Genomic DNA, 23,168 nt, shown 5'->3' with positions numbered 1-23,168 from the left:
ACTCAGCAACAGAAGCAAAAAACTTTACCGTATTTATGCTTATAGCAGATGCCATTTTTGTAAGCCTGCTATTCATTACGCATATGAATTAGTTTGTATTATGTTTCTTTTACAAAAGAGGTTACGCCCATGTAACCTCTTTTTTTTGGTAGCCGGCTGCATTGCTACTATTGAGCTGCGGTTGTGTCACTCACTTCATCATCATGTTCATTATTCGGCATATGCAACCACGCTTTTTTGTTCTTTGCAGCACGTGCTTCAACGCACTGAGCAACCCATAAAAATCGGGCACTTTTTATACGCAGGAAGTCTTTAATTTTAGTCAAACGATTTGCTATGTTATATAAAGACCTCAGCACAGTGCATGCACTGGTAAGCGATATATTTCGCCACCCGCAAAACCGCGAAGAATGGGAGCAATACAAGCTAAGCGATGAACAGGTAGACTTCTTCAACGAGAACGGCTACCTGCCCAATGTTAATCTGCTCGATGAAAAACAGATTGCCACGATCAATGCAGAAATTGAACAACTGGCAGACGTAAAACATCCCGGCCACCAGCTCTTTTACGAATTTCACAGCAATGAGTCAACAGATCCTTCCACCATACTCTTTCATGCACTGGGTGCCTGGCGTATAACACCGGGCTTACACGATGTTTTATGGAACCCGCGTTTTCTTGTGGCCGCAAGCCAGCTATTGGGCAATGAGCCTGTACGTTTCTGGCACGACCAGTTATTTTGTAAACCACCCAAAAAAGGCGGCGTGGTAGCATGGCACCAGGACTACAGTTACTGGACCAGGACAAAGCCTGTTGCACATTTAACATGCTGGTGCGGTCTAGATGATTCAACTGTTGAAAACGGTTGCCTGCAATATGTACCGGGCAGCCACCGCTGGGGCTTACTGGATAAGCCCGCACTGGCAGGAGATATGATGGAGATCGTAAACTACCTTTCAAGAGAACAACGCAAAGAATTTAATCCTGTACATGTTGAAACAAGGGCCGGTGAAGCCATCTTTCATCATTCGCTTACCCTACATGGCTCGGGAGAAAATAAGAGCGACCGGCCACGCCGTGCATTTGTATTGAATGTTTTTAAAGACGGTGTAATAAGCGACAGCAACGAACCATTGCTAAGCGGTGTACCGCCGGTAAATAAAGGCGAAAAAATGAACGGACAATTCTTCCCGCTGTTGTTTGAAGGTTTGAAATAAGCATAGATAAAAGATAACGGCGGCCCTGCGGGCCGCCGTTATCTTTTAAGGCAAATTTCCTCTACTCATGTGCAGCTTTATACATTACATCGAGCAGGCCACCTGTTGGCTTGTCATCTGCAAGTTGCCAGAACATAATTCCATTCAGCTTTTTATCAATGGCATATTTTGTTTTTAAGGCAATTGATTGTTCGTTATCAAAAGTGATGATCTTCTTTTTTGCTGCATTGTACATGTACGGCGCTTTGGCTACATCATCCCAGTAATAAACATACCCTTCTTTCTTCAATGCTTCCATATCAAACTGGTTCCAGGAAAATCCGCGATCAAATTTGCCGGGCTGGTACAGTCCATTGCTGGCATCTACATCTGCATCAAAAATCCTGGCGTAAAAAGCTGCACCAATGACCAGTTTATTTTTTGGAAAACCAATGGAATCAAGATAACGGATAGCATTATCTGTTGACTCTGTTTGTTCCGGTGTTGAATAAAGCGGTGTATGATGGCCGGTTACTTTGCTATAGCCATGTACAAGATCGTATGTCATAAGGTTTACCTTGTCAACATACGGAACAATTTTGTCCCACTCAATCGATTGCTGCAAAAATTTTGTAAAGCCACCTGCTGCAAAACTAACTTCATATTGATCGCCAAGTACCTGGCGCAATTCCTGTAACAACAGGGTAAAGTTGTGTTTATCTTCCGGCACAAAGCGATGACCGGGATAGCCTTCTATGGCAGGATATTCCCAATCGAGGTCTATACCATCTGTTTTAAAATATTCATTCAGGTGCTTTACAGAGCGTGCAAATTCATTTCTGCCTGCGGCTGTTGAAAACACCTGTGAGCATGGTTCGCAGCCGCTCCAGCCACCCAGCGACAAGATAACTTTTAAACCAGGCTTTTTCTTTTTGAGTGCTACGAGATGTTGTATGGTTTGTGAATCGCCTTTATTATCTACGTTTAGCTTGTTGCCTTTTAAATGGCAAAAGCTGTAAATGATGTGCGTAAGCTTTGTGACATCATAGTCATCTATGCGTTTTGCATCTCCGGCATAATAACCGATTATGGTAACCTGGTCTTTGGTTTGTGCACATACTACAGAAGCAATAAAAACAACACTTAACAGGAGTAATTTTTTCATTTTACAGGTTATACTTTTTTACGGTCTTGTTTAAAAAAGAAGGTGAAGGAAAACATACGCCGGTTGCGCTCTTGCTGAATAAAGCCTCATACGTACAAGTGAGTGACACAACCGCAGCCCAATAGTAGCAATGTTGCCGGTTACCAAAAAAACTACAACAGCTCGGCCACGTGCTTGTTGATGTTTTCAGATATTTTTACAATAGGTAAATCGTTCTCATCGCCATCAAAAGGATCTTCGATTTCTTCCGCAATTATTTCAAGGCTTGTTAAGGCATAAAAAATAAATATTACCACAGGTATAGCCCAGTATTTAAGGCTTAGAACAAAACTGAATGGTAGTGTAAGCACAAAAAAGAAAATGAATTTTTTGAGGAATGTGCTGTAAGACATAGGGATGGGCGTGTTCTTAATTCTTTCGCATGCGCCACAGATATCTGTAAAAGAAAGCAGTTCTGCATTTAAAACGATCAGTTGATCTCCTGTTATCTTTTTTTCTTCGTACAGCCTGTTTGTTCTTCTGAAAATGAGCGCGGCCACATGGTTTGGTATATGCTTATTATGATCAATGGCTGCCAGTTCGGGATGTTCTTTTTCATCGAGTGCAAGACGTGTTATTTCACTACGTAAATGCAGCGATAATACATGCGCATACATAGGTATCATTTTTTTATAGAACATCCTGTTGTGCTTATCTTCCTGCGGCAGCATGGCGCCCAGCTTTAATGCCAGGTTGCGGCTATTGTTTACCAGTGCGCCCCAAAGTTTTCTCCCCTCCCACCAGCGGTCGTATGCAGAGTTTGTTCTAAACACCAGCAGCATGGATATTACAAACGTAAGCATGCTGTGCATTACGCTCAGGTTTTTAATGTATTCCCTTTCTGTAAGTACAAGATACTTTAGTTCGAGAAACGCAATAAGCCACGTAAAGAGGCCTACGCCGATGATACCGGGCAGCAATGTTACCACCGTATCTGACCGTCTGAAAAAGAAGATAAACTTGAACCAGTCTTTGGAATTGTACGTGAGCATATTGTAAAAATAGAAAAGCGTACCAAATTATGATACGCTTTTTATACAATTGATTACAACAAATTAAACATTACGGCGCTGCCAGGGCCCAATCGAAAAAGGCATCGGTGTCTTTTTTAAATTGTACAAGATCTGGTTTGTTGATATAATACATATGCCCCGCATGATAAAAATAATGTTTAATGTTTGCCTGTACCTCTGGGCGAAGGAACATGTGTGCCAGATCAAAACCGGCAATAAAGTAAGGCGTGGCAAAATCAAAATACCCTGAGCCTACATACACTTTCAGTGCCGGGTTTTTTGTCATGGCATCGCGCAGGCTTTCTGCAACATTCAAAAACCTGTTTTGCACATTGCTGTAATTCCACGGGTACACATTGCCAAAAATATTGTACGCCTTTTCTTCTGCCAGCTTAAGGTCTTTTTGAAAATAATCATTAATGGCAGATGTAAAAGGCCCGTCAATATTGGTAAACGAAGGATCATAACTTACATATTCACCGGCATCGTCAATGTCTCTGCCGGTAAACCTTGCATCAAGACGGCCAATGGTTAAACCATCTCTTCTCCTCAGCTCTTTATAAAACCTGTTCTCGTCCACACGCAGGTTTGCCTGCAGGCAGTAGTTTTTATCAAGGCCTGTATAGTAGCTCATTTTTGCTGCTATGTTTTCTTTCTCTGCCTCGGTAAGTAAAGAGCCTTTGAGCAGAGCGGTGGCATATTCGCCCATGGCAAATGCCTCTGCTTCTTTCAATGCTTTCTGCAGATCGCCCTGTAATGCAGGCAACAGTTTTTTATGGTACCAGGCAGCGGCTGTATAAGATGGCAGGTACAATGCACGTGGCAGATCATGCCCCTGGTAGTAATCACTGCTGCCAAAATTTAAAACGGGAGAAATAAGAAAAATACCATTGAAGTAGATCCTGAAATTATCCTGCAGGTATTGCGATAAGCCTGCAGCTCTTGTGGTACCGTAGCTTTCGCCCGCAAGAAACTTTGGTGAACCCCATCTTTCGTAACGTGAAAGGAAATCTCTGATAAATGCGGCAACAGAACTGATGTCTTCTACATAACCATGAAACTGGTCTGCCTTCTCGCCGCTGGCGGCTTCACTAAAACCTGTTGATACAGGATCAATGAAAACAATGTCTGTTTTATCAAGCCATGTGTATTCATTGTTGATCACCGTATAAGGCGGTGCAGTAGCCGTGCCGTCATCTTTCAGCGCCACACGCTTTGGCCCCAGCCCGCCCATGTGCAGCCATACAGATGATGAGCCGGGCCCGCCATTAAATGCAAACGTTATGGGCCGCTTACCTGTGCTGTTATCTTTTTTGTAGTAGGTAAAGAATATTTTTGCCATCAGTTTGCCTGTGTCATTTTTTAAATCAAGGTAACCTGAGTGTGCAGTATAATTAAGCACTGTATTGTTGACGGTAACAGACCCTTTTGCAACAGTAACATGCACGCCTGCAGGCACTAACTCTTTAACGTTTGTGTTGTCGTTCTTTTGCGCAGCCGCAAAAAAACATACCAGTAATAAAAAAGCGGTAACAATATTTTTCATGTTTTCTACTTTATGCTTATAGCCCGCAATAAAGTTATTCGCTTTACCTGTGCAGGTACAATATTTTTTAAGAAAGATTTATGTGCCGGCTGCATTGCTACTATTGGGCGGCGGTTGTGTCACTCACTGCAACGGTTTTTTCTTTATTGGGCATGTGCCGGGTGGCTGGCATAACACAACCAAACTTGTTTCCCGGGGTTGATTTCCTGGTGCATGATAACCACAGGTAATAAAAAAAATTTACCTTGTAGCACAAACCATAAGTTATGAAAACGATGCTGCTTGCTTTGCTATGCTATTTGTCTACTATACCGCTGAATGCACAAACAGAAGAGTTTCGTGTAAAAGCCGGAGACGATATTACAACCAAGATATCGGAGCATGGCAAATACCGGTTTACCGCTTTTAAACAAGGAAGAATATACTATGATTACGGAAAGTCTGCTTCCGCAAAGTTCAACTACAATTACCTGGTAGAAGAAATGCAGTTTATCAACCCCGATGGAGACACGCTTTCTATTGCCAACCCCGAACAGGTGAAGTATGTTGTTTTCGACAGCGCTATTTATTACTACAACGAAGGCTTTATTGAACTGGTAAAAAACCTTGACTCAGTAAAGATTGGCAAAAAACAAAAACTGAAAATAGTGTATGAAAAAATTGGCGCTTATGGGCAACCAACAAATTCTTCTGCCATTGACAACAATAAGTTTTACCTGGAAAACAACACTTTCTACAGGCTCACAATCAACCAGGATGCGATTATAAAAAAGCAAACTACGTGGTATATTATTTCAGATAAGGAAGAAAGGCCGGTAGAAGCAGATAAGGCCGGCTTTACTAAATTATTTCCACAGCATAAAGATGATATCAAAGTATTCACCAAAGAAAATAATGACGCATTAAAAACTGCGGATGGATTGGCCAGGCTGCTTTCTATCTGTATGAAGTAGCAGCAGTTTAAACCAATGCCCTTTTGTGCAGCAGCAGTGCCACGCTGTTCCGGTGGTGTTCTGCATGTAGTATATTGAAATATAACATTTCCCTTAAGGTAAGTTTACCGAGCAACGGGTGAGGGAGCAAATAGTTATCCAGCGCGGCTTCAGTGTATGATCTAACTCTGCGGCATAACCTATTGTTTACAGCAAGTATAGCAGCGCATATTTTTTCTTTATCGGTATAAGCAACCTGTGGTGGCAGGAACCTGCCCGATGCCCGGCCACCTGCAGCCAGTTTGGTTTGGTATTTCTCCAGCAAGGCATCATACGTTCGGGATGCGCGGTTTGCCTTGCCAAAAAACACACTCAGCAATAAGGTTGGTAACCCGAATGCAAGTTTCACTGGTTTTATTGAGCGCAAAATATGTTCTGCCTGTTGGCCCGCAGTCCACTTTTCATGCGCAGTAAAAAGAAAATCTGCTTCGTTCAACTGCCTGATTAATTCAACAAATGCCAGGTGATTTTCCTGTAGCTGCGTGATGATTACTGCCTTCTCCATAGCTCAATATTTGTACAAAAGATGAACGGAATGCGACGCAACGAAGCTCAACCGGAGTTACAGGTGCCGGTACCATACAAATTACGACTCCCGCTGCAGCAGGTAGTCTGCCAATTCAACCAATGGCATTTTCCTGGAAGAAACTACCGCAATACTATCGAGGTGCTGCATTGCTTTATCGGTATAGCTTTGTTTTAGTTTTTTTGCCCACTCATCAATATTGCAGTCTTTAAAGATCTGCAAAACACGCTGCACTTTATCCTCCGGGTTTGTATCCATCAAGTATAACAATTCCTGCCTTTGTGTGGTACTTGCTGCTTCCAGCGCATGTAGCAGCAGGAATGTTTTTTTATTCTGCCTGATATCGCCGCCTACATCTTTACCAAATTTTTCAGGGTCTCCGAATGCATCAAGATAATCATCCTGCACCTGGAAAGCGATGCCGAGGTTTCTGCCAAATTCATAAATATTTTGCCTGTTGCCTTCTCCGGCACCACCGAGTATTGCACCCATTTGTAAACTGGCCGCAAGCAGTACAGACGTCTTTAGCTCTATCATCCTGATGTATGCATCAAGGCTAACGGTTTGCTGTTTCTCAAAATCCATGTCCAGTTGCTGGCCTTCACAAACTTCCCTGGCAGTCTTGTTAAACAATGCAATTACTTTATGCAGGTAATTGCGGTCAATCTTGTTTAAATAATCGTACGCAATTACAAGCATTACATCTCCGCCAAGCAATGCCGTATTGGTGCCATATTTTGTGTGCACAGTTTGCATACCTCTTCTCAACGGGGCAGCATCCATAATATCATCGTGCAGCAACGTAAAATTGTGGAACAACTCAATAGCTGTTGCTACATGCCATGCATCAGGATTAATATTATCAAACAATTCGTTTCCCATCAGGCACATAACCGGTCTTACACGTTTACCACCAATGCTTAAGAAATAATCGCACGACTCATACAAACTGGCAGGCTCCTGCGGAAAATGCTTAACCTCAAATTTGCTCTTAAACTGCTGTGCTAACGCTTCAAATGAATACATGATTTTATATTATGAACAGCCGCTAAAATAACGATGATCGCTTGCATAAAAAAGATTATTCGGCAAAAGACAGGCGGCTACTCATTTACCGATTGATTATATTTGGTTCAACAATTTTGTACACATGAAAAAATCTTTTTTACTGGCCATCTTTATTTTCTGTATTGTCTTCAGCAACCTTTATGCGCAGAATAAAATTGTTGTTTTTCAAACAGATTTTGGTTTAAAAGATGGCGCCGTTGCTGCCATGAAAGGTGTGTCAATGGGTGTTTCCACAGAACTTAAATTGTACGATCTCACGCATGAAATACCTGCCTATAATATATGGGAGGCATCTTACAGGCTTTACCAGACTGCACAATACTGGCCCGCAGGTACAGTGTTTGTTTCAGTGGTAGACCCTGGGGTGGGCAGCAAAAGAAAATCAGTGGTATTAAAAACAAAAACCGGTCATTATTTTGTTACGCCGGATAATGGCACCCTTACACTTGCTGCAGGATCTTTAGGCATAGAAATGTTGAGAGAAATTGATGAAACAAAAAACAGGCTCAAAGGCTCCGGCGAATCTTATACTTTTCATGGGCGTGATGTGTATGCGTACACCGGCGCAAGGCTGGCTGCTGGTGCTATAAAATATGAAGACGTGGGGCCGCTATTGCCTGCTAAAGTAGTTACCATAGATTACCAGCAACCTGTATTTGAAAACGGTATTGTGAAAGGCAATATCCCGATTCTCGATATTCAGTATGGCAATGTGTGGACAAATATTGATAAAACCACTTTTGCCAAAACCGGAGCAAAAGCAGGTGACCTGCTGAATGTTACAATATACCACAACAATACAAAAGTCTTTGAAGGAACGATGCCTTATGCAGCTACATTTTCAGCAGTTGAAGAAGGCAAACCGCTGCTTTACCTCAACAGTTTATTAAACGTATCTTTTGCACTGAACATGGATAATTTTTCTGAAAAGAATAAGGTATTCAGTGGTGCAGAATGGAGTGTGGAAATAAAAAAACAATAGCTGTAAAAGCATCATTCACCCGCATACGGGTCTTTGATTTTTTTTGCTTCATATTGTATGTTGCTGAAAGTAACAGTACACGAATCACCGGTGGGTGACTGCGCCAGGAAGCCTGCGGCAAAGCCTTTTGCAAAATCAAATTGCAGGTGGCGTACCAGCAACCATTCTTTACCTGTCAACGAATAATACAGTGTTATTACATTGCCCGCCTTCGCAATTTTGAAAAATACTTTATTACCTGCAACTTCCGCAGCATTGCAATCGTCAGACACATTTTTTGTTACAACGCTTACAATCCTTTTCGCACCTGTATAATCTTTTTCAAAGCAAAACTTTACCCAGTTTAGACTGTCGGCTTTTAATACCAGTGCACCACCATCCCATTTACTGGTAAAGTCATGCTCAATGGCTGCGGTAAGTACAAAATCATTATCAGGCTTAAACAAGAGTTTGGGAGCATTGTCTGTATTGTATGTAACATTCGGATCCCTGAACATATCTGTCTTGGCACCTGCCGTTATTACAAGTTTATCTGCGGTTGCTTCTACTTTCGCAGCGCTGTTTTCGAGGTATAGTGAAAATGGAATTGCGGGAACTTTCACCGGCTGATTATTTTGGGCACAAAGAGAAAAAGATGTGCACAGTAAAGTAAGAAAGATCAATAAGATTTTTTTCATTTTTATATACTTGTTTATATTATATGAATTTAGCCAATAATCTTTTCTGCTGTTGGTGTAACTTCAGGCAGCACAGACACCATCGCCTTACAAAAATAAAAATTGTTTCACCATGAGTTCACGCCGCAACTTCCTGCAAAAAATTTCTTTCTCCGCCGCAGCATTGCCTTTTATGAGTTTAAAAGACACAGCACCGGCTGCTGTTGAAAAAAACTATGACGGACCGGTTTTGCGCGTGGCCATCATGGGTCTTGGCAGTTATGGAACAAGGGTTGCAGAAGCAATGCAGCAATGTACAAAAGCTAAACTGGTGGGCGTTATAAGCGGCACGCTATCCAAGATCGCAGCATGGCAGGCCAGGTACAACATACCCGCAAAAAACTGTTACAACTACGAAAATTTTGATGCTGTAAAAGATAATCCGGATATCGATGCCATCTATGTAATTACGCCAAACGCTTTGCATAAAGAACAGGTAATACGTGTGGCAAAAGCGGGTAAACACGCCATTTGCGAAAAACCCATGGCCGTAAATGCTGCAGATGCACAGCAAATGGTAGATGCCTGCAAAAAAGCCAATGTGAAATTACTCATCGGCTATCGCATGCACTTCGAACCAAAAACGCTCGAGGTAATACGCATGCGCAAAGCCGGCGAATTTGGTGCCATCAGGTTTTTCCAGGGTCTTAGCGGTTTTGTCATTGGAGATCCGTCTCAATGGAGAATGAACAAAGCGCTGAGCGGCGGTGGTGCTATGATGGATATTGGCATCTATTCCATCAACGGTGCACGGTACATGACCGGAGAAGACCCTGTATGGGTTACTGCGCAGGAAACAAAAACAAACCCTGCCAAATTCAAAGACGGGCTGGATGAAACGATACAGTTCCAGATGGGTTTTCCATCAGGTGCAGTTGCATCATGCCTCTCTACATACAACATGAATTTCCTGGATAAATTTTACCTCAATGGTGAAAAAGGCTTTGCTGAAATGCAGCCTTCCACCGGCTATGGCCCTATAGAAGGTAAAACCCACAAAGGTCCGCTTACACAACCACACATCACACACCAAACGCTGCAGATGGATGGAATGGCCGCACTCATACTCGAAAACAAACAGCCTGTTGTGCCGGTAGATGGTGAAGAAGGAGTAAAAGATATGAAGATCATCGATGCCATTTTCGAAGCCATTAAAACAGGTAACAAAGTTTCACTATCATGGCAGAAATGATGGTACCGGCATTTGTACAGGTGGCATCGCCTGTTGCCACGCTCGGTTCAGGGTTCCACTTTTATGGCGACACCAGCGATCCTGGTCCCCCGTCTTCCTGCGGTCAGTTGCCACAGCATACAAAACTGTTACGTAAGTTCTCATTTGTCTAATTTTACAGCAACTTCATTGTTAATGCAAACGCACAACCATGTAAAATTCAACGGGCCATTATTAGATAATTTACTGGCACAAGGCTACTACAGGATGCGCCAGGAAATATTCACAACAGATTTCATTTTTGATAAAGACAATATTTATCACGTTTACTGGTTACGCTTTAAACTGGCAGATTTCCGGTTTTCCACCGCGGCAAAAAAACTGCTCAAAGCAAATCAACATTTCTCGGTTTCTTTCACTCCTTTTCAATTAACAGGTGAGCTTACAGCGCTGTACCAGTTATACTTCAGCCAGGTAAATTTTGATGCGCCGCCAACCATACAGGATTTTCTTTTTGGAGAAAACAACAAAAATACAAAGCGCAAAAATCTTTTCGAATCAATAAAGATTGAGTTAAGAGACAATGATCATTTAATTGCAGCAGGCTTCTTCGATAAAGGTTTTTCAACGCTCGCAGGTATCATGAATTTTTACGATCCTGCATATAAAAAACATAGCCCGGGCAAACTGCTTATGCTGCTCAAGATGCAGTACGCCATACAAAATAATATGTCCTACTATTACCCGGGTTACATCGCTTATGGTTATCCAAAATTTGATTATAAACTTTTCCCCAATGCATCCTTCGCAGAAGTGTACGACTCAGGTAAAAGACTATGGTATCCCTACAACAATACATTGTTGCAGTTATTGTCTGCACGAAAAGCACCATAACATCTTTGCATTTCTTTAACATCCGCTATGTTGTTAAAATAGCCTGCGTTACAGGCTGTACACAGTTGCTTTTACCGCGCTACAATTGGCAACTACGGCCATTCCGGCCATTTATAGGTACCTTTGCACCGCTTCAGATAATTAATAAAAAAATGTATGCTAACACATGTCGCTGTTTTAGGCAGTGGCAGTTGGGCAACAGCATTGGTTAAAATTTTCGCTGAGAGTGGTGTTTTTGTTTCCTGGCACGTTCGCACACAAGACCAGGCAGACGATATTAACGCTAACGGTAGAAACCCACGCTATCTCAGTTTTGCCGAATTAAAAATGTCATTCATCAATGCATACGCTGCTGTTGAACAAACAGTAGCGCATGCAGAAATGGTCATTTTTGCTATGCCCGCTGCTTATCTGCCGGATTATATAAAAAATATTGATAAAAGTTTGTTCGACGGCAAAACGGTCGCTGTTTCAATAAAAGGTCTTATACCCGGTACATCTACAATTCCCGGCCTGTACCTTGAGCAGCAATTGGCAAAAAAAAATGTGGCGGTCATTGCGGGCCCGTGTCATGCAGAAGAAGTGGCTACACAAAGTACAACCTACATGACCATTTCATGCAATGATGAGACGATTGCAACTACTATTGCCTCTTCTATAAAAACAGGTTATGTAACCACTATCATCAATAACGACCCCGCCGGCGTTGAATATGCAGCCATTCTCAAAAATATCATTGGTATTGCCGGCGGTATTGCAAAGGGCTTACAGTTCGGCCACAACTTCAGGGCGGTACTGGTTAGTAATGCCATGCGGGAAGTGCAGCAGTTTATGACAGCCATCGTGCCACGCAGCCGTGATTTGTTTGACTCTGTTTATTTTGGTGACCTGCTGGTAACTGCATACTCAGACTTTAGCAGGAACAGAACATTGGGCAAACTGGTGGGCAGAGGTATGAAACCGGTAAACGCGCTGGATGCCATGGAAATGGTTGCAGAAGGTTACCAGGCCTCAAAGGAACTTGCACCTGTAATAGAGAAAGCACAGCTTAACCTGCCTGTTATAAATGGCGTGTACAGGATACTGCATCAGCACGCCAATCCTTATTATCAATTTATGCTTATTGAAAAACATTTACGTTAACACTAAAATTATTTTCTATGCTTTTAGCAACAGATCTCGACGGAACTTTCCTGGGCGGTAAAAGCCTGCACAAACAACAACTTTACAGGATCATCAGGAAAAATCCTGGTATACGTTTGGTGTTTGTTACAGGCCGCGGCCTGGAAAGTGTAATACCGTTGTTGAACGATCCTATTATTCCGAATCCTGATTTTATAATATGTGATGTTGGCGCAACGATTGTTAACGGTCATACCCTTGACGCAATTGATTCCATACAGGGAGAGATCGAAAAGAAATGGCCCGGCGCTATCAACATCCAGAAACATTTCCAGGGTGTGGACTGGCTGCAATACCAGGAAGTACCGCAACAACGAAGGTGTTCATTCTTTTTAAAAAATACCGCACTGTTGCCGCAGGCCAAAGAACTGGCAGATGATATCAACTGCGATATGTTGTATTCCGCAGGCCGCTTTTTAGACATTCTTCCAAAAGGTGTAAACAAAGGAAGCAGCCTTATCAAACTCATCGATCATCTGCAGGTTTCAAAAGATGATGTACTGGTAGCCGGAGATACGCTTAATGACCTGGCCATGTATGAATGTGGCTTTAAAGGTGTAACTGTAGGACTTTCTGAACCGGCATTACTCAATGCCACACAGGAAATGAAAAACGTGTACCACGCAGAAACGCCCGGTGCAGGTGGCATACTGGAAGCCATGAAACATTTCGACAGTTTTAGAACCTTTATACCCGAAGAAAAAGAACTGAACTTCAAAACCGGCAACGCAGATGAAGAGCCACAACTCATCATGATGTACCACCGCTTTCCTTATGAGCTGAAGAATGTTGGCGGCGAAGTACATCGTGTACCACCCAAAAGCCCCAATGGTATTTTACCAACATTGCAAAGTTTTTTCGATAAGGGCCGCTCCGGCGTTTGGATAGCCTGGGAAGAAACAGCCAAAAGTGGCGAAATTTTGCGCAATGTGTACATCGATAAAGAACGCTACCCAAACCTGATGGCGTCACGCATCGGGCTTACAAAAAAAGAGGTAGACATCTTTTATAAAACGTTCTCTAAAGAAGCATTCTGGCCCACTATTTTTGCCTTTACAGATAAGGCAAAATTCAATCATGCACACTGGGATCACTTTGTAAAGGTAAACCGGCTCTTTGCAGAAAAAGCTGCGCAGCAGGCCGATTACGAAGCCATTGTATGGATCCATGACTATAACCTTTGGATGGTGCCGGGCATACTGAGAGAACTAAGGCCCGACCTGAGAATCGGCTTCTTTCATCACACTGCATTTCCTGCAGCTAATACGTTTAATATTTTACCGTGGCGCAGGGAGATTATTGGCAGCCTGCTTCAATGCGATTACATAGGTTTTCACATACCGCGTTATGTAGAAAATTTTGTAGATGTTGTAAAAAGCCTCATGCCTGCAAAGATCAACAACAAAGTAAATTGTGCACCGCGTTTTCTTACTTACAGCACTGCGCTTGGCGTAGAGCAGATGACTACCGAATTACAGCTTGGCAACCGCACGGTGTACCTTGGCGCAAACCCTGTAGGCGTTAATGTTGATTATATAAAATCTCTCATGGAGAAAGACAAGATCCGCAGTAAGATCAACGCACTAAAAAAACAAACCGATGGCAAGCAGGTTATCCTGAGTGTTGAAAGACTCGATTATGTAAAAGGGCCACTTGAAAAAGTGCTTGCCTTCGAAGAGTTTCTGAAAGACTATCCCGAATTTCATGGAAAGGTAGAACTGGTAAATATTTGTACACCGCCTGCACAAGGCATGAAGGTCTACGAAAAAATACAACATGAACTGGAACAGGCTATCGGCAGGATCAATGGCCGTTATGCGCAACTAAACTGGACACCCATTCATTTCTTTTTCCGCTCCCTACCCTTTGAAGAAGTGGTAACATATTATGCACTGGCAGATGTTGCATGGATTACACCATTGCGGGATGGTTTAAACCTTGTAGCCAAGGAATACATTGCAGCACAGGGCGAGCTTGATAACACCAATGGCATCCTTATATTGTCAGAGTTTGCAGGTGCTGCAGTAGAATTGCAATATGCGTTGCTTACAAACCCGTATGACTACAGGTCATTAAAAGACGCTTTGTTGCAGGCACTTATCATGAACCCTTCTGAAAGAAAAATGCGTATGCAGCGTTTGTATGAGCATGTTACACATTACGACATAGATTTTTGGGCAGATGATTTTATTGGCAACCTTTTACATGCAGCGCCCAAACAAGATACACAGGTGGTAGCAATGGCATCTTAAATAATTGTTTTTGTTTCTAACCGAGGCATGCGACATTGCGTTGCATGCCTTTTTTATGGAATACCGATCAATATTTCTGTACAGGCAGTGGAATGCATGGCATCGCCTGTTGTGTCACTCACTTGTGCGTCCCGTTGTTATGGCGGCTGCAGCGTTCCGGGCATAATCTTACCAATGTACCTGCACGCGCTAAACAACGAATGTCACTATCATTTTTTTATAAGCGTCTGTTAAAGAATGTGGTGATGATTTTTTTTAATGCCGGTGGTTGTACCGCTGCGAACAGCCGCCATGAAATACGGCAGTACAAGTGTGCGACGCAAGGAACGATGACACCTGCACTATTGCCCGGCCCCAAAAAACCATTTCCGGTAATTTAACCGGCCACTATTCGCAGCATTTGCTTTCTTTGTGTACAGGCTGAATTAACCCACATTACTTTTAAACCAACAACGCATGTCTTACTGCAACGCGATTATAACAATGCAACCTGCTGAAAGAAAAGCTTTGCACCAAAATTATCATGATAACCTTTACGGCTTTCCGATACACGACGACAATGAACTATTTGGCAGGCTGATCATGGAAATAAACCAGGCCGGCCTTAGCTGGGAAACGATTCTGAAAAAAGAAGCCGCGTTCAGAAAAGCATACAGCCAGTTCAACATAAAAAAAGTTGCTGCTTATACTGAAACAGATGTTGAACGGCTGTTGAATGATGCGGGCATTATCAGGAACCGCCTTAAGATCAATGCTGCCATTGAAAATGCAAAGTCAATACTTGCATTGCAGCAAACATTTGGCTCTTTTGAAAACTGGCTCAACCAGCAACATCCTAAAACAAAAGAAGAATGGGTAAAGCTTTTTAAAAAGACATTTCGTTTTACAGGTGGCGAAATTGTAAATGAATTTTTGATGAGTGCAGGCTACCTGCCGGGCGCACATGCAACAGATTGCCCGGTGCATAAAAAGATATTAAAAGCAAAACCAATGTGGGCTTCAAAATAATGCTGCTATTGTATAAGAAATTAAACGTTGCTGTATGAAACCTGTATCTCAGACTGCCTGGTACTGTTGCGGTGTACGCATGACAGATGCTGAATCGAAAAATCCTTTAACCGGTGATGCCTACGCCAAACTTTTTATGGGTGATGAAGGCCTAGCATACTGGCAGGAATTCAGGCACTTCAAAGCACCTGTTGCCAGCAATATTGCCAGGCATTACCTGATAGATGCCGGTTTGCAGGAACTGCTTGCCCGGCAACAAGCATCAACAGTTATACTGGTTGGTGCAGGGTTCGACAGCAGGGCGTTCAGGTTTAACACAGGTGAGTGGATTGAAATTGATGAGCCCGCGGTTATAGAACGCAAGAATGAGATTTTACCACCTATCAAATGCAGTAACATGCTTACGAGAATAGCGATCGATTTTACCACAGAAAAACTTTCTGATAAACTGGCGCCGTATAGCACGCGTGAAAACATCATTATTGTACTGGAAGGCGTACTGATGTACCTTACCGATGCAGAAAAGAAAACTTTGCTTGATACGTTAACGGCTTTGTTTCCCAAGCACCATTTATTCTGTGATATCATGTCCAGATATTTTTTTGATAAGGTTGGGCACCGTATTCACAAACATTTTGCTATGCATGGTTCGCCGTTTAAAGACCTGCATGCAATACAGGAAGCCTTATACCTTTCTTACGGCTACACGCTGATCGATGTGCAATCAACGATCCGAACAGCATCAGGCAAAGGCATCTTTCCTGCACCAAAATTTATTGTACGCATGCTGCCCAAAAAGCTGGTTGATGGTTTCAACGTGTATCACTTTGCTTATAACAGGCAGGTTTTACTTCATCAATAGCTGACACATGACAACTAATATTTCTATAGCCCGCGGGTAAAAGTATACGGCGAAACCATTTAAATTACACGTGTATACAAAGGCCATTCTAAAGATATTTACCAGCTTGCAAAAGAGTAATGAAACACACTTATTGAGATTGCGGCGTATAGATAAAAAAGCTAAGTTTGGCCAGGCTTACCTATTAAAACCGTGATCTGATGAGCAACAATACCAACTCTATTTTCGACGACATGCTTGCAGGCGGCATAATCAGCAACAATGACCCGCGTATGCCTGCCATGTGGGAATATGTGTATTGTGCATTGAAACTGGTACCTGTATTAAACACTTCTACAGATATAAACGATACAAGAACGCAGTTAAGCAACATTACGGGCCGGGAAATAGACAACAGTACGGTAATCTTTGTACCTTTTTATACAAACTTCGGCAGACATATAAAACTGGGCCGGCGGGTATTATTAATCACGCATGCACTTTTCTCGATCTTGGCGGCATAACTATTGAAGATGATGTACAGATTGGCCCTAAAGTGAATATTATAACAGAGAACCACCCGCTTGACCCGGCTACAAGAAAAATGCTTGACCTGAAAGCAGTAGTGATAAAAAGAAATGCGTGGATCGGCGCGGCGGCAACTATTCTGCCGGGTGTTACCATTGGCGAAAATGCCGTGGTAGCTGCCGGTGCTGTGGTTAACAAAGATGTTGCAGACAATACGGTAGTGGGCGGCATACCTGCAAAGGTTTTGCGAACATCACTCTGACGACTTAGCAATTCAACAATGCAACCTTGCACAACCGGTATTTATAAAACAATGCCGGTAGCATGGCATACCAAATGAGATTCCTCAGCCAGGCGCAACAACAAAGCGCTGGTACACCCGCAACTGCTGCAAAAGGTTATACTGTACAAGTGTGCGACGCAACAGCAGATGCCACAGGTTACAAATGCCCGGCCCATAAAATTTTCATTGCTCAACCGCCTGCAAAAAAATTATTTCAATACAGCACAAGTGCTTTACTTCGCAACAGGCCGGTGCATGAGCGCATGCGGCCGTTGGGCGTAAACAATAAAAAACTTTTTTATGGCAATTAAAGTATTGGTTGTTGGTTGTGGCAACATGGGCGCATCTCATGCAATGGCTTACCATACCACAGATGGTTTTGAAATTTGTGGTATTGTGGCAAGAGGCAACAGCAAAGTAGTATTGAATGAAAAGCTTGGTGGCAGTTATACACTTTATAATGATTATGCCACAGCGCTGGAAGCTTCAAAGCCAGACGCCGTATGTATTTCAACGTATCCTGACACGCATGAAGCATATGCGATGATGGCGTTTGAAAAAGGTTGTCATGTGTTTATCGAAAAGCCTTTGGCAGATACCGTGGAAGGCAGTGAGCGTGTAGCTGCGGCTGCAAAAAAAGCAGGTAAAAAGCTGGTGATTGGTTATATACTGCGCCATCACCCATCGTGGGAAAAATTTATTGAGGTAGCGCAGACACTTGGCAAACCACTGGTAATGCGTATGAACCTTAACCAGCAAAGCCATGGCTATATGTGGGATGTACACCGCAACCTGATGAAAAGCCTTAGCCCCATTGTTGACTGCGGCGTGCACTATATAGACGTGATGTGCCAGATGGTACGCAGTAAGCCGGTACAGGTAAGTGCAATTGGCGCAAGGCTTACAGACGATATTCCGGAAGGCAATTACAATTATGGCCAGTTGCAGATTCGTTTTGAAGATGGCAGTGTGGGCTGGTACGAAGCAGGCTGGGGACCTATGATAAGCGAAACTGCTTTTTTTGTGAAAGACGTTATAGGCCCCAAAGGTTGTGTATCTATCGTGGCAAAAGATGCGGGTGGAAAAGGCAAGTCTGATTCTGTGGAAGCACATACCAAAACAGAATCGCTGCGTTTACACCATGCTGATATTGATGCAGCCAACGAATTTACCAGGGCCGATGAATGGATCAACCTTGATGATGAACCGGACCACCAGGAATTGTGTAACCGTGAGCAGCGTTATTTTTTAAAGGCCATTACGGCAGATCTTGATCTTACAGATCACGTGGAGGACGCTGTAAACAGCCTGCGTATTGCTTTCGCGTGTGATGAAAGTGTAAGAACGGGCCAGGTAGTAAAATTGTAAAATATATAAGTGCTTATAAAGAAAATGGCGCCGGCTTTGCCGGCGCCATTTTCTTTATTGTTTAATCCATGTGGTGTTGTTCAATACCCCAGACCTGTTGTAGCATTCATCTTCCACAACGGTAAGTACCAGTTCATTGTTCTTCATTTCGAATTTATACTTTGCAACGGCAGATTCTGCGCAATCGCTCTGGCCGCTTATTTTTTGTATGGAAAGCACGTTATCTTTTACACTGTACTTCATCAGTTCAAGCGTTGAGTTGTCTGCTACCACGAGCGCCTCAAGCGTGTCTGTTTTGAAATCAAACATTACATCTACCAGGTTTTCAAGCTGAAGGCTGCCTTTCCATTTGGTGTTTTTAAATTGAGCGTCAGCGGCAGTTCCAAGGCAGGCAATCAATGCCAGGAGCAAAAGTTTTTTCATTTTTTGTAGTTTTTAAATTGGTGTAACGATCTGTCAAGCATTTTGTAACAATATAAAGCTATCTGTTTGTTTATAGCACACGTTTTTTGGCCAGTGGTAAAAGAGATATGTGCCGGGACTGCATTGCTACTATCATCGCCTGTTGTGTCACTCACTGCACCGGCAGCGCCTTTATTCAACAACGGCGATGTTGCTGCTGTATGCACTGCCTTTCATTCAATACAGTTAATGCTTAAAAAACAGGCACTGTAATTTTTATATCTGCTTTACTAAAAGCAAGCTTTGCCTGTTGCTGTATTTTAGTGCTTTCCTTTAGTTTGCCCTGCAGTAACAGGCTGGTGGCAAGGCCATTTAAAGACCAGCCGTTATTGGGGTTTTGTTCAAGATCTTCCAGGAACACCTTTTCGGCTTCCCGGTATTTACCGGTTTTAAGCAGTGCGCTGCCCAGGTATTGGCGTACAGGCAGCAGCCAGTCGCGTGGTTCGTTGTAAAGCATGTCATCTTCTTTACCCATGGCCATGGTAAAATGCTCCACTGCTTTGTCCATATCGCCATCTTCTTCATCGATCAACCCTTCGAGCAATTTCTCGGCCAGGGCAGTGCCTGCAATGGCCGCATTAAATGCCGGCGGATGATCCTGTAATTGCGGATCGTTGATGCGTAACCTGAGTGCCGCCAGTTCATCTTTTGCTCTTTCTGTATCATGTTTGCGGGTATAGGCATAGCCGCGTGCAAAGTGCCAGAGCAGGTTTGCGTAAACGAACTGACCAGGTATTGCGGGCTGGCTAAGTATTTCATCTGCCTTACCAAACCGTATCATAGTAAAAACAGGTGTCATATACAGGTACTGTGCATATACACCAAAATAGCCATCACCTGCCATTGAAGCGCTGTCAATGGCATTGTGGCACTGGTTTGAAGCCGATATGGCTGTTGTGTAACTGCCCGTCATTTGTGCACAGGCAGCCTCCATATGCAGGTTGTGCAAGAGGTAAAGAAACATAGCGCCTGTTGCCGGCGCATATTCCTGCTCATAGGTACGATAACTTTTTATCGCGTCTTCATTTACCTGAACGCCTTCATGGTAATAACCGGAACGAATAAAAATGTGGGAAGGCATGTGTACCATGTGCGCAAGACCGGGCGCCAGGCCGGGCAGCGTTTTTGCTGCTGTTACAGCTTTTTCCGGGTGATCAGAAGCTTCTACTGCATGTATGTAATAATGTATAGCCCCGGAATGCTGCGGATTTACAGCAACCAGTTTCTCCAGCGTGGTAACGATTTCGGGTGTCCATGGTTTGGGTTTGCCGTCATGTGTATAAAAATCCCAGGGGTGCTGTACCATTAATGCATCTGCATACAATGCTGCGGCATCCTGGCTTTCCGGGAAGGCAAGATGCACCGTTTTCATAGCGTCTGCATAGTGTTGGTTAAGTACAATCCTGGACAGCGTTGTATCAACAGCATACCTTGTCTGCATGGCATCGATCAGGGCTTTTTCCACAGGTGTATTGTTTGCATACAATGCTTTTGCTTTGGTGGTGGCACTCAATGCCTCCGGCGAGGCTGCATAACCCAAATCGTTGATGTTAGGGCCGTAAGCCAGCGCCTTGCCCCAGTATGCCATAGCAAAACTATCGTCAAACTTAAGCGCCTTTTCAAACGACGCAATGGATTCTATAATATGAAAACCATAATACATATTTATGCCCTGCTGAAAGTAAATGTTTGCGCTGTCGTTGCCCGCTGTAACGGGCATGCGGTACACGCCCCAGCCTTTCATCAGCGGTATTTCGTTTACAGGATCGCGGAAGTCGATGGCTGCTATGCCTGGTGCACAACCCGTGGCCAACAGTTTTTTTTGCTTTGTAGCCTTAAACCGTCGTTCTGCAGCATGAATGCTGTAATATGTACGGTTATAGACATACGTAAATGACAGGAATAACACAGCAAGCAGGGCAGTAAGCAGCAATCTCATTTGCAGTAAATTTAGCTGTTCTAAATTTAATAAAATACCTGCAGTAATCTGCTGAAAGAATTTAGCCACCACAACCCGGGGATTGTACCCGCAACAAAAACGCACAAAACAGATCGCTACAGATGCCATACCAGTGGAACCCTGAACTGAGCGTAGCAACAGGCGATGCCACAAAGATCTAAAGCCTGCTACATAATCATTCCTCCTCTTATAACAATGAAACTGCCTTTTACATAGAATTGCCGGGGATGGATGAATAAATGCTAATTTCCGCAAAAATTTTTCCTGGTGAACGTATTAACACTAAACGGCATTACTAAATATTACGGTCGCATTTGTGCACTGAACAACGTATCGTTTTCTGTGCCGCAGGGCTGTGTATTTGGTATTCTTGGCCCTAATGGCAGCGGCAAAACAACTATGCTGGGCATAGTAATGGACATACTAAAGCCGAGTGCAGGCAGCTTTACATTTATGGACCAGGCGCCTTCTGCGGCAATGCGTAAGCGTATAGGAACCCTACTGGAAACACCTAACTTTTACCACTACCTTTCTGCGGAACGTAATTTGCGCATTGCTGCCGAAATAAAAGGCAAAGGCTTTGAGCAAATTGACAGCGTGCTGCAAAAAGTAAACCTGTACCATCGCAAAACCAGCAAATTCAGCACTTATTCGCTGGGTATGAAACAGCGGCTTGCCATTGCATCGTGCCTGCTGGGAGACCCTGATGTGCTGGTGTTTGATGAACCAACCAATGGCCTGGACCCTGTTGGCATTGCTGAAATAAGGGAGCTGATCAAAAACCTGGCTACCGAAGGCAAGACCATTATTATGGCCAGCCACCTGCTGGATGAAGTGGAAAAAGTTTGTACGCATGTGGCCATTCTTAAAACGGGTAATCTTATTACGGCAGGGCATGTGGATGACGTGCTGGTAAATGAAGATATTGTGGAGGTAAGCGCAGCAGACCTTCTGCAACTGGAACAGGTTTTACAATCTGTGGCGAACTATAAAGAAATCAAAAAACAGAAAGACTTTGTGCAGCTATACTTTGCGCCAGGCACTGCAAACATGGAGCTGATCAACAGCCACTGCTATAGCAATGGCATTGTGCTGAACCACCTGCAACTGAAAAAGAAAAGTCTTGAAACAAAATTCCTTGAACTTACCAACCAATAGCACATGTTACAGCTTTTGAAAATTGAATGGCTGAAAGTAAAGAACTACCGCACATTCTGGATTTTGTCGATATTGTATTTGTCCAGCATTGCCGGTATTAATTACATTGTTTACACCATCCAGAATAAACTCTACAGCGAGCAACAAACAGGCGATATTGCAAAGATGTTTCTGGGCGGCCCTCCCTACGCATTTCCCAAGGTGTGGATCATGGCGCCGTATGTCAGCAGTTTCCTGTTATTTATTGCGGGTCTTATCATGATCATTTCTGTGACGAATGAGTTTTCTTTTAAAACGCACCGGCAAAATATCATTGATGGTGTTACAAGAACAGAATTTATTGTTACCAAGCTGGTTTGCGGGCTCATCGTGGCATTTGTTTCCACGGCTTTCCTGTTTTTGACAGCGCTCATTTTCGGCATTATTTCCAGCACCGATGGTTTGGACTTTGAGAACATCCAATACCTGTTTTATTTTTTCCTGAATGCACTAAGTTATTGCTGGCTGGCCGTATTGATTGCGCTGCTTTTTAAACGCAGCGGAATCTCGCTCGGTGTATTTTTCCTGTATACCATCATTCTCGAAAACGTATTGGTACGTGTACTGAATTATTATTTTGGAGACATTGGCAGTTACCTGCCCATACAAAGCAGTGACGAACTGTTACCACTACCCATACTGGAAAAGTTGCAGGAAGAACTGGTAAATACAAGTGTGAATGTGCCGCTGCAACTGGCATTGGTTGTGGCTTACCTTGTTGCATACTTTTTCATCAGCAAAAAAAGATTTGAAACGGCCGATTTGTAACTGCTGACCA

General features: G+C 43.2%; 25 protein-coding genes. 16 read left to right on the top strand and 9 right to left on the bottom strand.

The window, feature by feature from the left end; all coding sequences use genetic code 11:
* Positions 1-167 precede the first annotated feature (167 nt).
* On the bottom strand, positions 168-326 hold the full coding sequence (locus I5907_RS09505; RefSeq protein ID WP_196990474.1) for a hypothetical protein: 159 nt from the start codon (positions 324-326) through the stop codon (positions 168-170).
* A gap of 10 nt (positions 327-336) precedes the next feature.
* Between I5907_RS09505 and I5907_RS09500 the strand changes: the two genes are divergently transcribed.
* A complete protein-coding gene (locus I5907_RS09500; RefSeq protein WP_196990473.1) occupies positions 337-1,218 on the top strand; it encodes a phytanoyl-CoA dioxygenase family protein in 882 nt (293 codons plus the stop codon).
* Positions 1,219-1,279: 61 nt separating this feature from the next.
* On the opposite strand, the gene I5907_RS09495 is transcribed toward I5907_RS09500, so the two are convergent.
* The 3 genes from I5907_RS09495 to I5907_RS09485 form a co-directional block, all read right to left on the bottom strand.
* Positions 1,280-2,362, bottom strand: a complete 1,083-nt coding sequence (locus I5907_RS09495; RefSeq protein WP_196990472.1) for a glycoside hydrolase family 18 protein — start codon at positions 2,360-2,362, stop codon at positions 1,280-1,282.
* Between the two features lie 152 nt (positions 2,363-2,514).
* On the bottom strand, positions 2,515-3,393 hold the full coding sequence (locus tag I5907_RS09490) for a bestrophin family protein (RefSeq protein ID WP_196990471.1): 879 nt from the start codon (positions 3,391-3,393) through the stop codon (positions 2,515-2,517).
* Positions 3,394-3,463: 70 nt separating this feature from the next.
* On the bottom strand, positions 3,464-4,960 hold the full coding sequence (locus I5907_RS09485; RefSeq protein WP_196990470.1) for a S10 family peptidase: 1,497 nt from the start codon (positions 4,958-4,960) through the stop codon (positions 3,464-3,466).
* 266 nt (positions 4,961-5,226) lie between these two features.
* On the opposite strand from I5907_RS09485, the gene I5907_RS09480 reads away from it, so the two are divergent.
* On the top strand, positions 5,227-5,913 hold the full coding sequence (locus tag I5907_RS09480) for a hypothetical protein (RefSeq protein ID WP_196990469.1): 687 nt from the start codon (positions 5,227-5,229) through the stop codon (positions 5,911-5,913).
* 7 nt (positions 5,914-5,920) lie between these two features.
* Here I5907_RS09480 and I5907_RS09475 read toward each other — a convergent pair whose 3' ends face one another.
* Positions 5,921-6,457: a DinB family protein gene (locus I5907_RS09475; protein ID WP_196990468.1), complete on the bottom strand. Its 537-nt coding sequence runs from the start codon at positions 6,455-6,457 to the stop codon at positions 5,921-5,923.
* Positions 6,458-6,538: 81 nt separating this feature from the next.
* Positions 6,539-7,504 (bottom strand): polyprenyl synthetase family protein, encoded by a 966-nt coding sequence (locus I5907_RS09470; RefSeq protein WP_196990467.1) that lies wholly within the window; start codon positions 7,502-7,504, stop codon positions 6,539-6,541.
* 124 nt (positions 7,505-7,628) lie between these two features.
* Here I5907_RS09470 and I5907_RS09465 point away from each other — a divergent pair, with 124 nt between their 5' ends.
* Positions 7,629-8,528 carry an SAM hydrolase/SAM-dependent halogenase family protein gene (locus I5907_RS09465; protein ID WP_196990466.1) on the top strand — a complete coding sequence of 300 codons (900 nt, stop codon included), beginning with the start codon at positions 7,629-7,631 and terminating at the stop codon, positions 8,526-8,528.
* Positions 8,529-8,539: 11 nt separating this feature from the next.
* Here the strand turns inward: I5907_RS09465 and I5907_RS09460 are convergent, their stop codons facing one another.
* Positions 8,540-9,205 (bottom strand): DUF1349 domain-containing protein, encoded by a 666-nt coding sequence (locus I5907_RS09460; protein WP_196990465.1) that lies wholly within the window; start codon positions 9,203-9,205, stop codon positions 8,540-8,542.
* Positions 9,206-9,317: 112 nt separating this feature from the next.
* On the opposite strand from I5907_RS09460, the gene I5907_RS09455 reads away from it, so the two are divergent.
* The 11 genes from I5907_RS09455 (at position 9,318) to I5907_RS09410 (ending at position 18,771) form a co-directional block, all read left to right on the top strand.
* Positions 9,318-10,436, top strand: a complete 1,119-nt coding sequence (locus I5907_RS09455; protein WP_196990464.1) for a Gfo/Idh/MocA family protein — start codon at positions 9,318-9,320, stop codon at positions 10,434-10,436.
* A complete protein-coding gene (locus tag I5907_RS09450) occupies positions 10,424-10,588 on the top strand; it encodes a hypothetical protein (RefSeq protein ID WP_196990463.1) in 165 nt (54 codons plus the stop codon). Before I5907_RS09455 ends, I5907_RS09450 begins: the two co-directional genes overlap by 13 nt.
* A gap of 22 nt (positions 10,589-10,610) precedes the next feature.
* Positions 10,611-11,309: a GNAT family N-acetyltransferase gene (locus I5907_RS09445; RefSeq protein ID WP_196990462.1), complete on the top strand. Its 699-nt coding sequence runs from the start codon at positions 10,611-10,613 to the stop codon at positions 11,307-11,309.
* A gap of 156 nt (positions 11,310-11,465) precedes the next feature.
* Positions 11,466-12,452: an NAD(P)H-dependent glycerol-3-phosphate dehydrogenase gene (locus tag I5907_RS09440; RefSeq protein ID WP_196990461.1), complete on the top strand. Its 987-nt coding sequence runs from the start codon at positions 11,466-11,468 to the stop codon at positions 12,450-12,452.
* 17 nt (positions 12,453-12,469) lie between these two features.
* Positions 12,470-14,743: a glucosylglycerol-phosphate synthase gene (gene ggpS / locus I5907_RS09435; protein ID WP_196990460.1), complete on the top strand. Its 2,274-nt coding sequence runs from the start codon at positions 12,470-12,472 to the stop codon at positions 14,741-14,743.
* Between the two features lie 456 nt (positions 14,744-15,199).
* On the top strand, positions 15,200-15,751 hold the full coding sequence (locus tag I5907_RS09430) for a DNA-3-methyladenine glycosylase I (RefSeq protein ID WP_196990459.1): 552 nt from the start codon (positions 15,200-15,202) through the stop codon (positions 15,749-15,751).
* Positions 15,752-15,785: 34 nt separating this feature from the next.
* Positions 15,786-16,613, top strand: coding sequence for a class I SAM-dependent methyltransferase (locus I5907_RS09425; RefSeq protein ID WP_196990458.1), 828 nt, complete (start codon positions 15,786-15,788; stop codon positions 16,611-16,613).
* Between the two features lie 200 nt (positions 16,614-16,813).
* A complete protein-coding gene (locus tag I5907_RS21650) occupies positions 16,814-17,116 on the top strand; it encodes a hypothetical protein (protein ID WP_231402011.1) in 303 nt (100 codons plus the stop codon).
* 32 nt (positions 17,117-17,148) lie between these two features.
* Positions 17,149-17,382 carry an acyltransferase gene (locus I5907_RS21645; RefSeq protein WP_346266777.1) on the top strand — a complete coding sequence of 78 codons (234 nt, stop codon included), beginning with the start codon at positions 17,149-17,151 and terminating at the stop codon, positions 17,380-17,382.
* A gap of 62 nt (positions 17,383-17,444) precedes the next feature.
* Positions 17,445-17,714: a hypothetical protein gene (locus I5907_RS09415; RefSeq protein WP_196990457.1), complete on the top strand. Its 270-nt coding sequence runs from the start codon at positions 17,445-17,447 to the stop codon at positions 17,712-17,714.
* A complete protein-coding gene (locus I5907_RS09410) occupies positions 17,704-18,771 on the top strand; it encodes a Gfo/Idh/MocA family protein (protein ID WP_196990456.1) in 1,068 nt (355 codons plus the stop codon). Before I5907_RS09415 ends, I5907_RS09410 begins: the two co-directional genes overlap by 11 nt.
* A gap of 54 nt (positions 18,772-18,825) precedes the next feature.
* On the opposite strand, the gene I5907_RS09405 is transcribed toward I5907_RS09410, so the two are convergent.
* Both I5907_RS09405 and I5907_RS09400 read right to left on the bottom strand, forming a co-directional pair.
* Positions 18,826-19,194, bottom strand: coding sequence for a hypothetical protein (locus I5907_RS09405; RefSeq protein ID WP_196990455.1), 369 nt, complete (start codon positions 19,192-19,194; stop codon positions 18,826-18,828).
* 232 nt (positions 19,195-19,426) lie between these two features.
* Entirely contained in the window at positions 19,427-21,172 is a 1,746-nt protein-coding gene (locus I5907_RS09400; protein WP_196990454.1) for a tetratricopeptide repeat protein, read from the bottom strand.
* A gap of 288 nt (positions 21,173-21,460) precedes the next feature.
* On the opposite strand from I5907_RS09400, the gene I5907_RS09395 reads away from it, so the two are divergent.
* Both I5907_RS09395 and I5907_RS09390 read left to right on the top strand, forming a co-directional pair.
* Positions 21,461-22,351 carry an ATP-binding cassette domain-containing protein gene (locus tag I5907_RS09395; RefSeq protein WP_196990453.1) on the top strand — a complete coding sequence of 297 codons (891 nt, stop codon included), beginning with the start codon at positions 21,461-21,463 and terminating at the stop codon, positions 22,349-22,351.
* Between the two features lie 3 nt (positions 22,352-22,354).
* A complete protein-coding gene (locus tag I5907_RS09390) occupies positions 22,355-23,158 on the top strand; it encodes an ABC transporter permease (RefSeq protein ID WP_196990452.1) in 804 nt (267 codons plus the stop codon).
* The last annotated feature ends 10 nt before the right edge of the window (positions 23,159-23,168 follow it).

Source organism: Panacibacter microcysteis (assembly GCF_015831355.1).
Taxonomy (GTDB): Bacteria; Bacteroidota; Bacteroidia; order Chitinophagales; family Chitinophagaceae; genus Panacibacter; species Panacibacter microcysteis.
The sequence above is the reverse complement of the archived record's forward strand: the minus strand, read 5'-3'. Positions and strand labels throughout refer to the sequence as shown.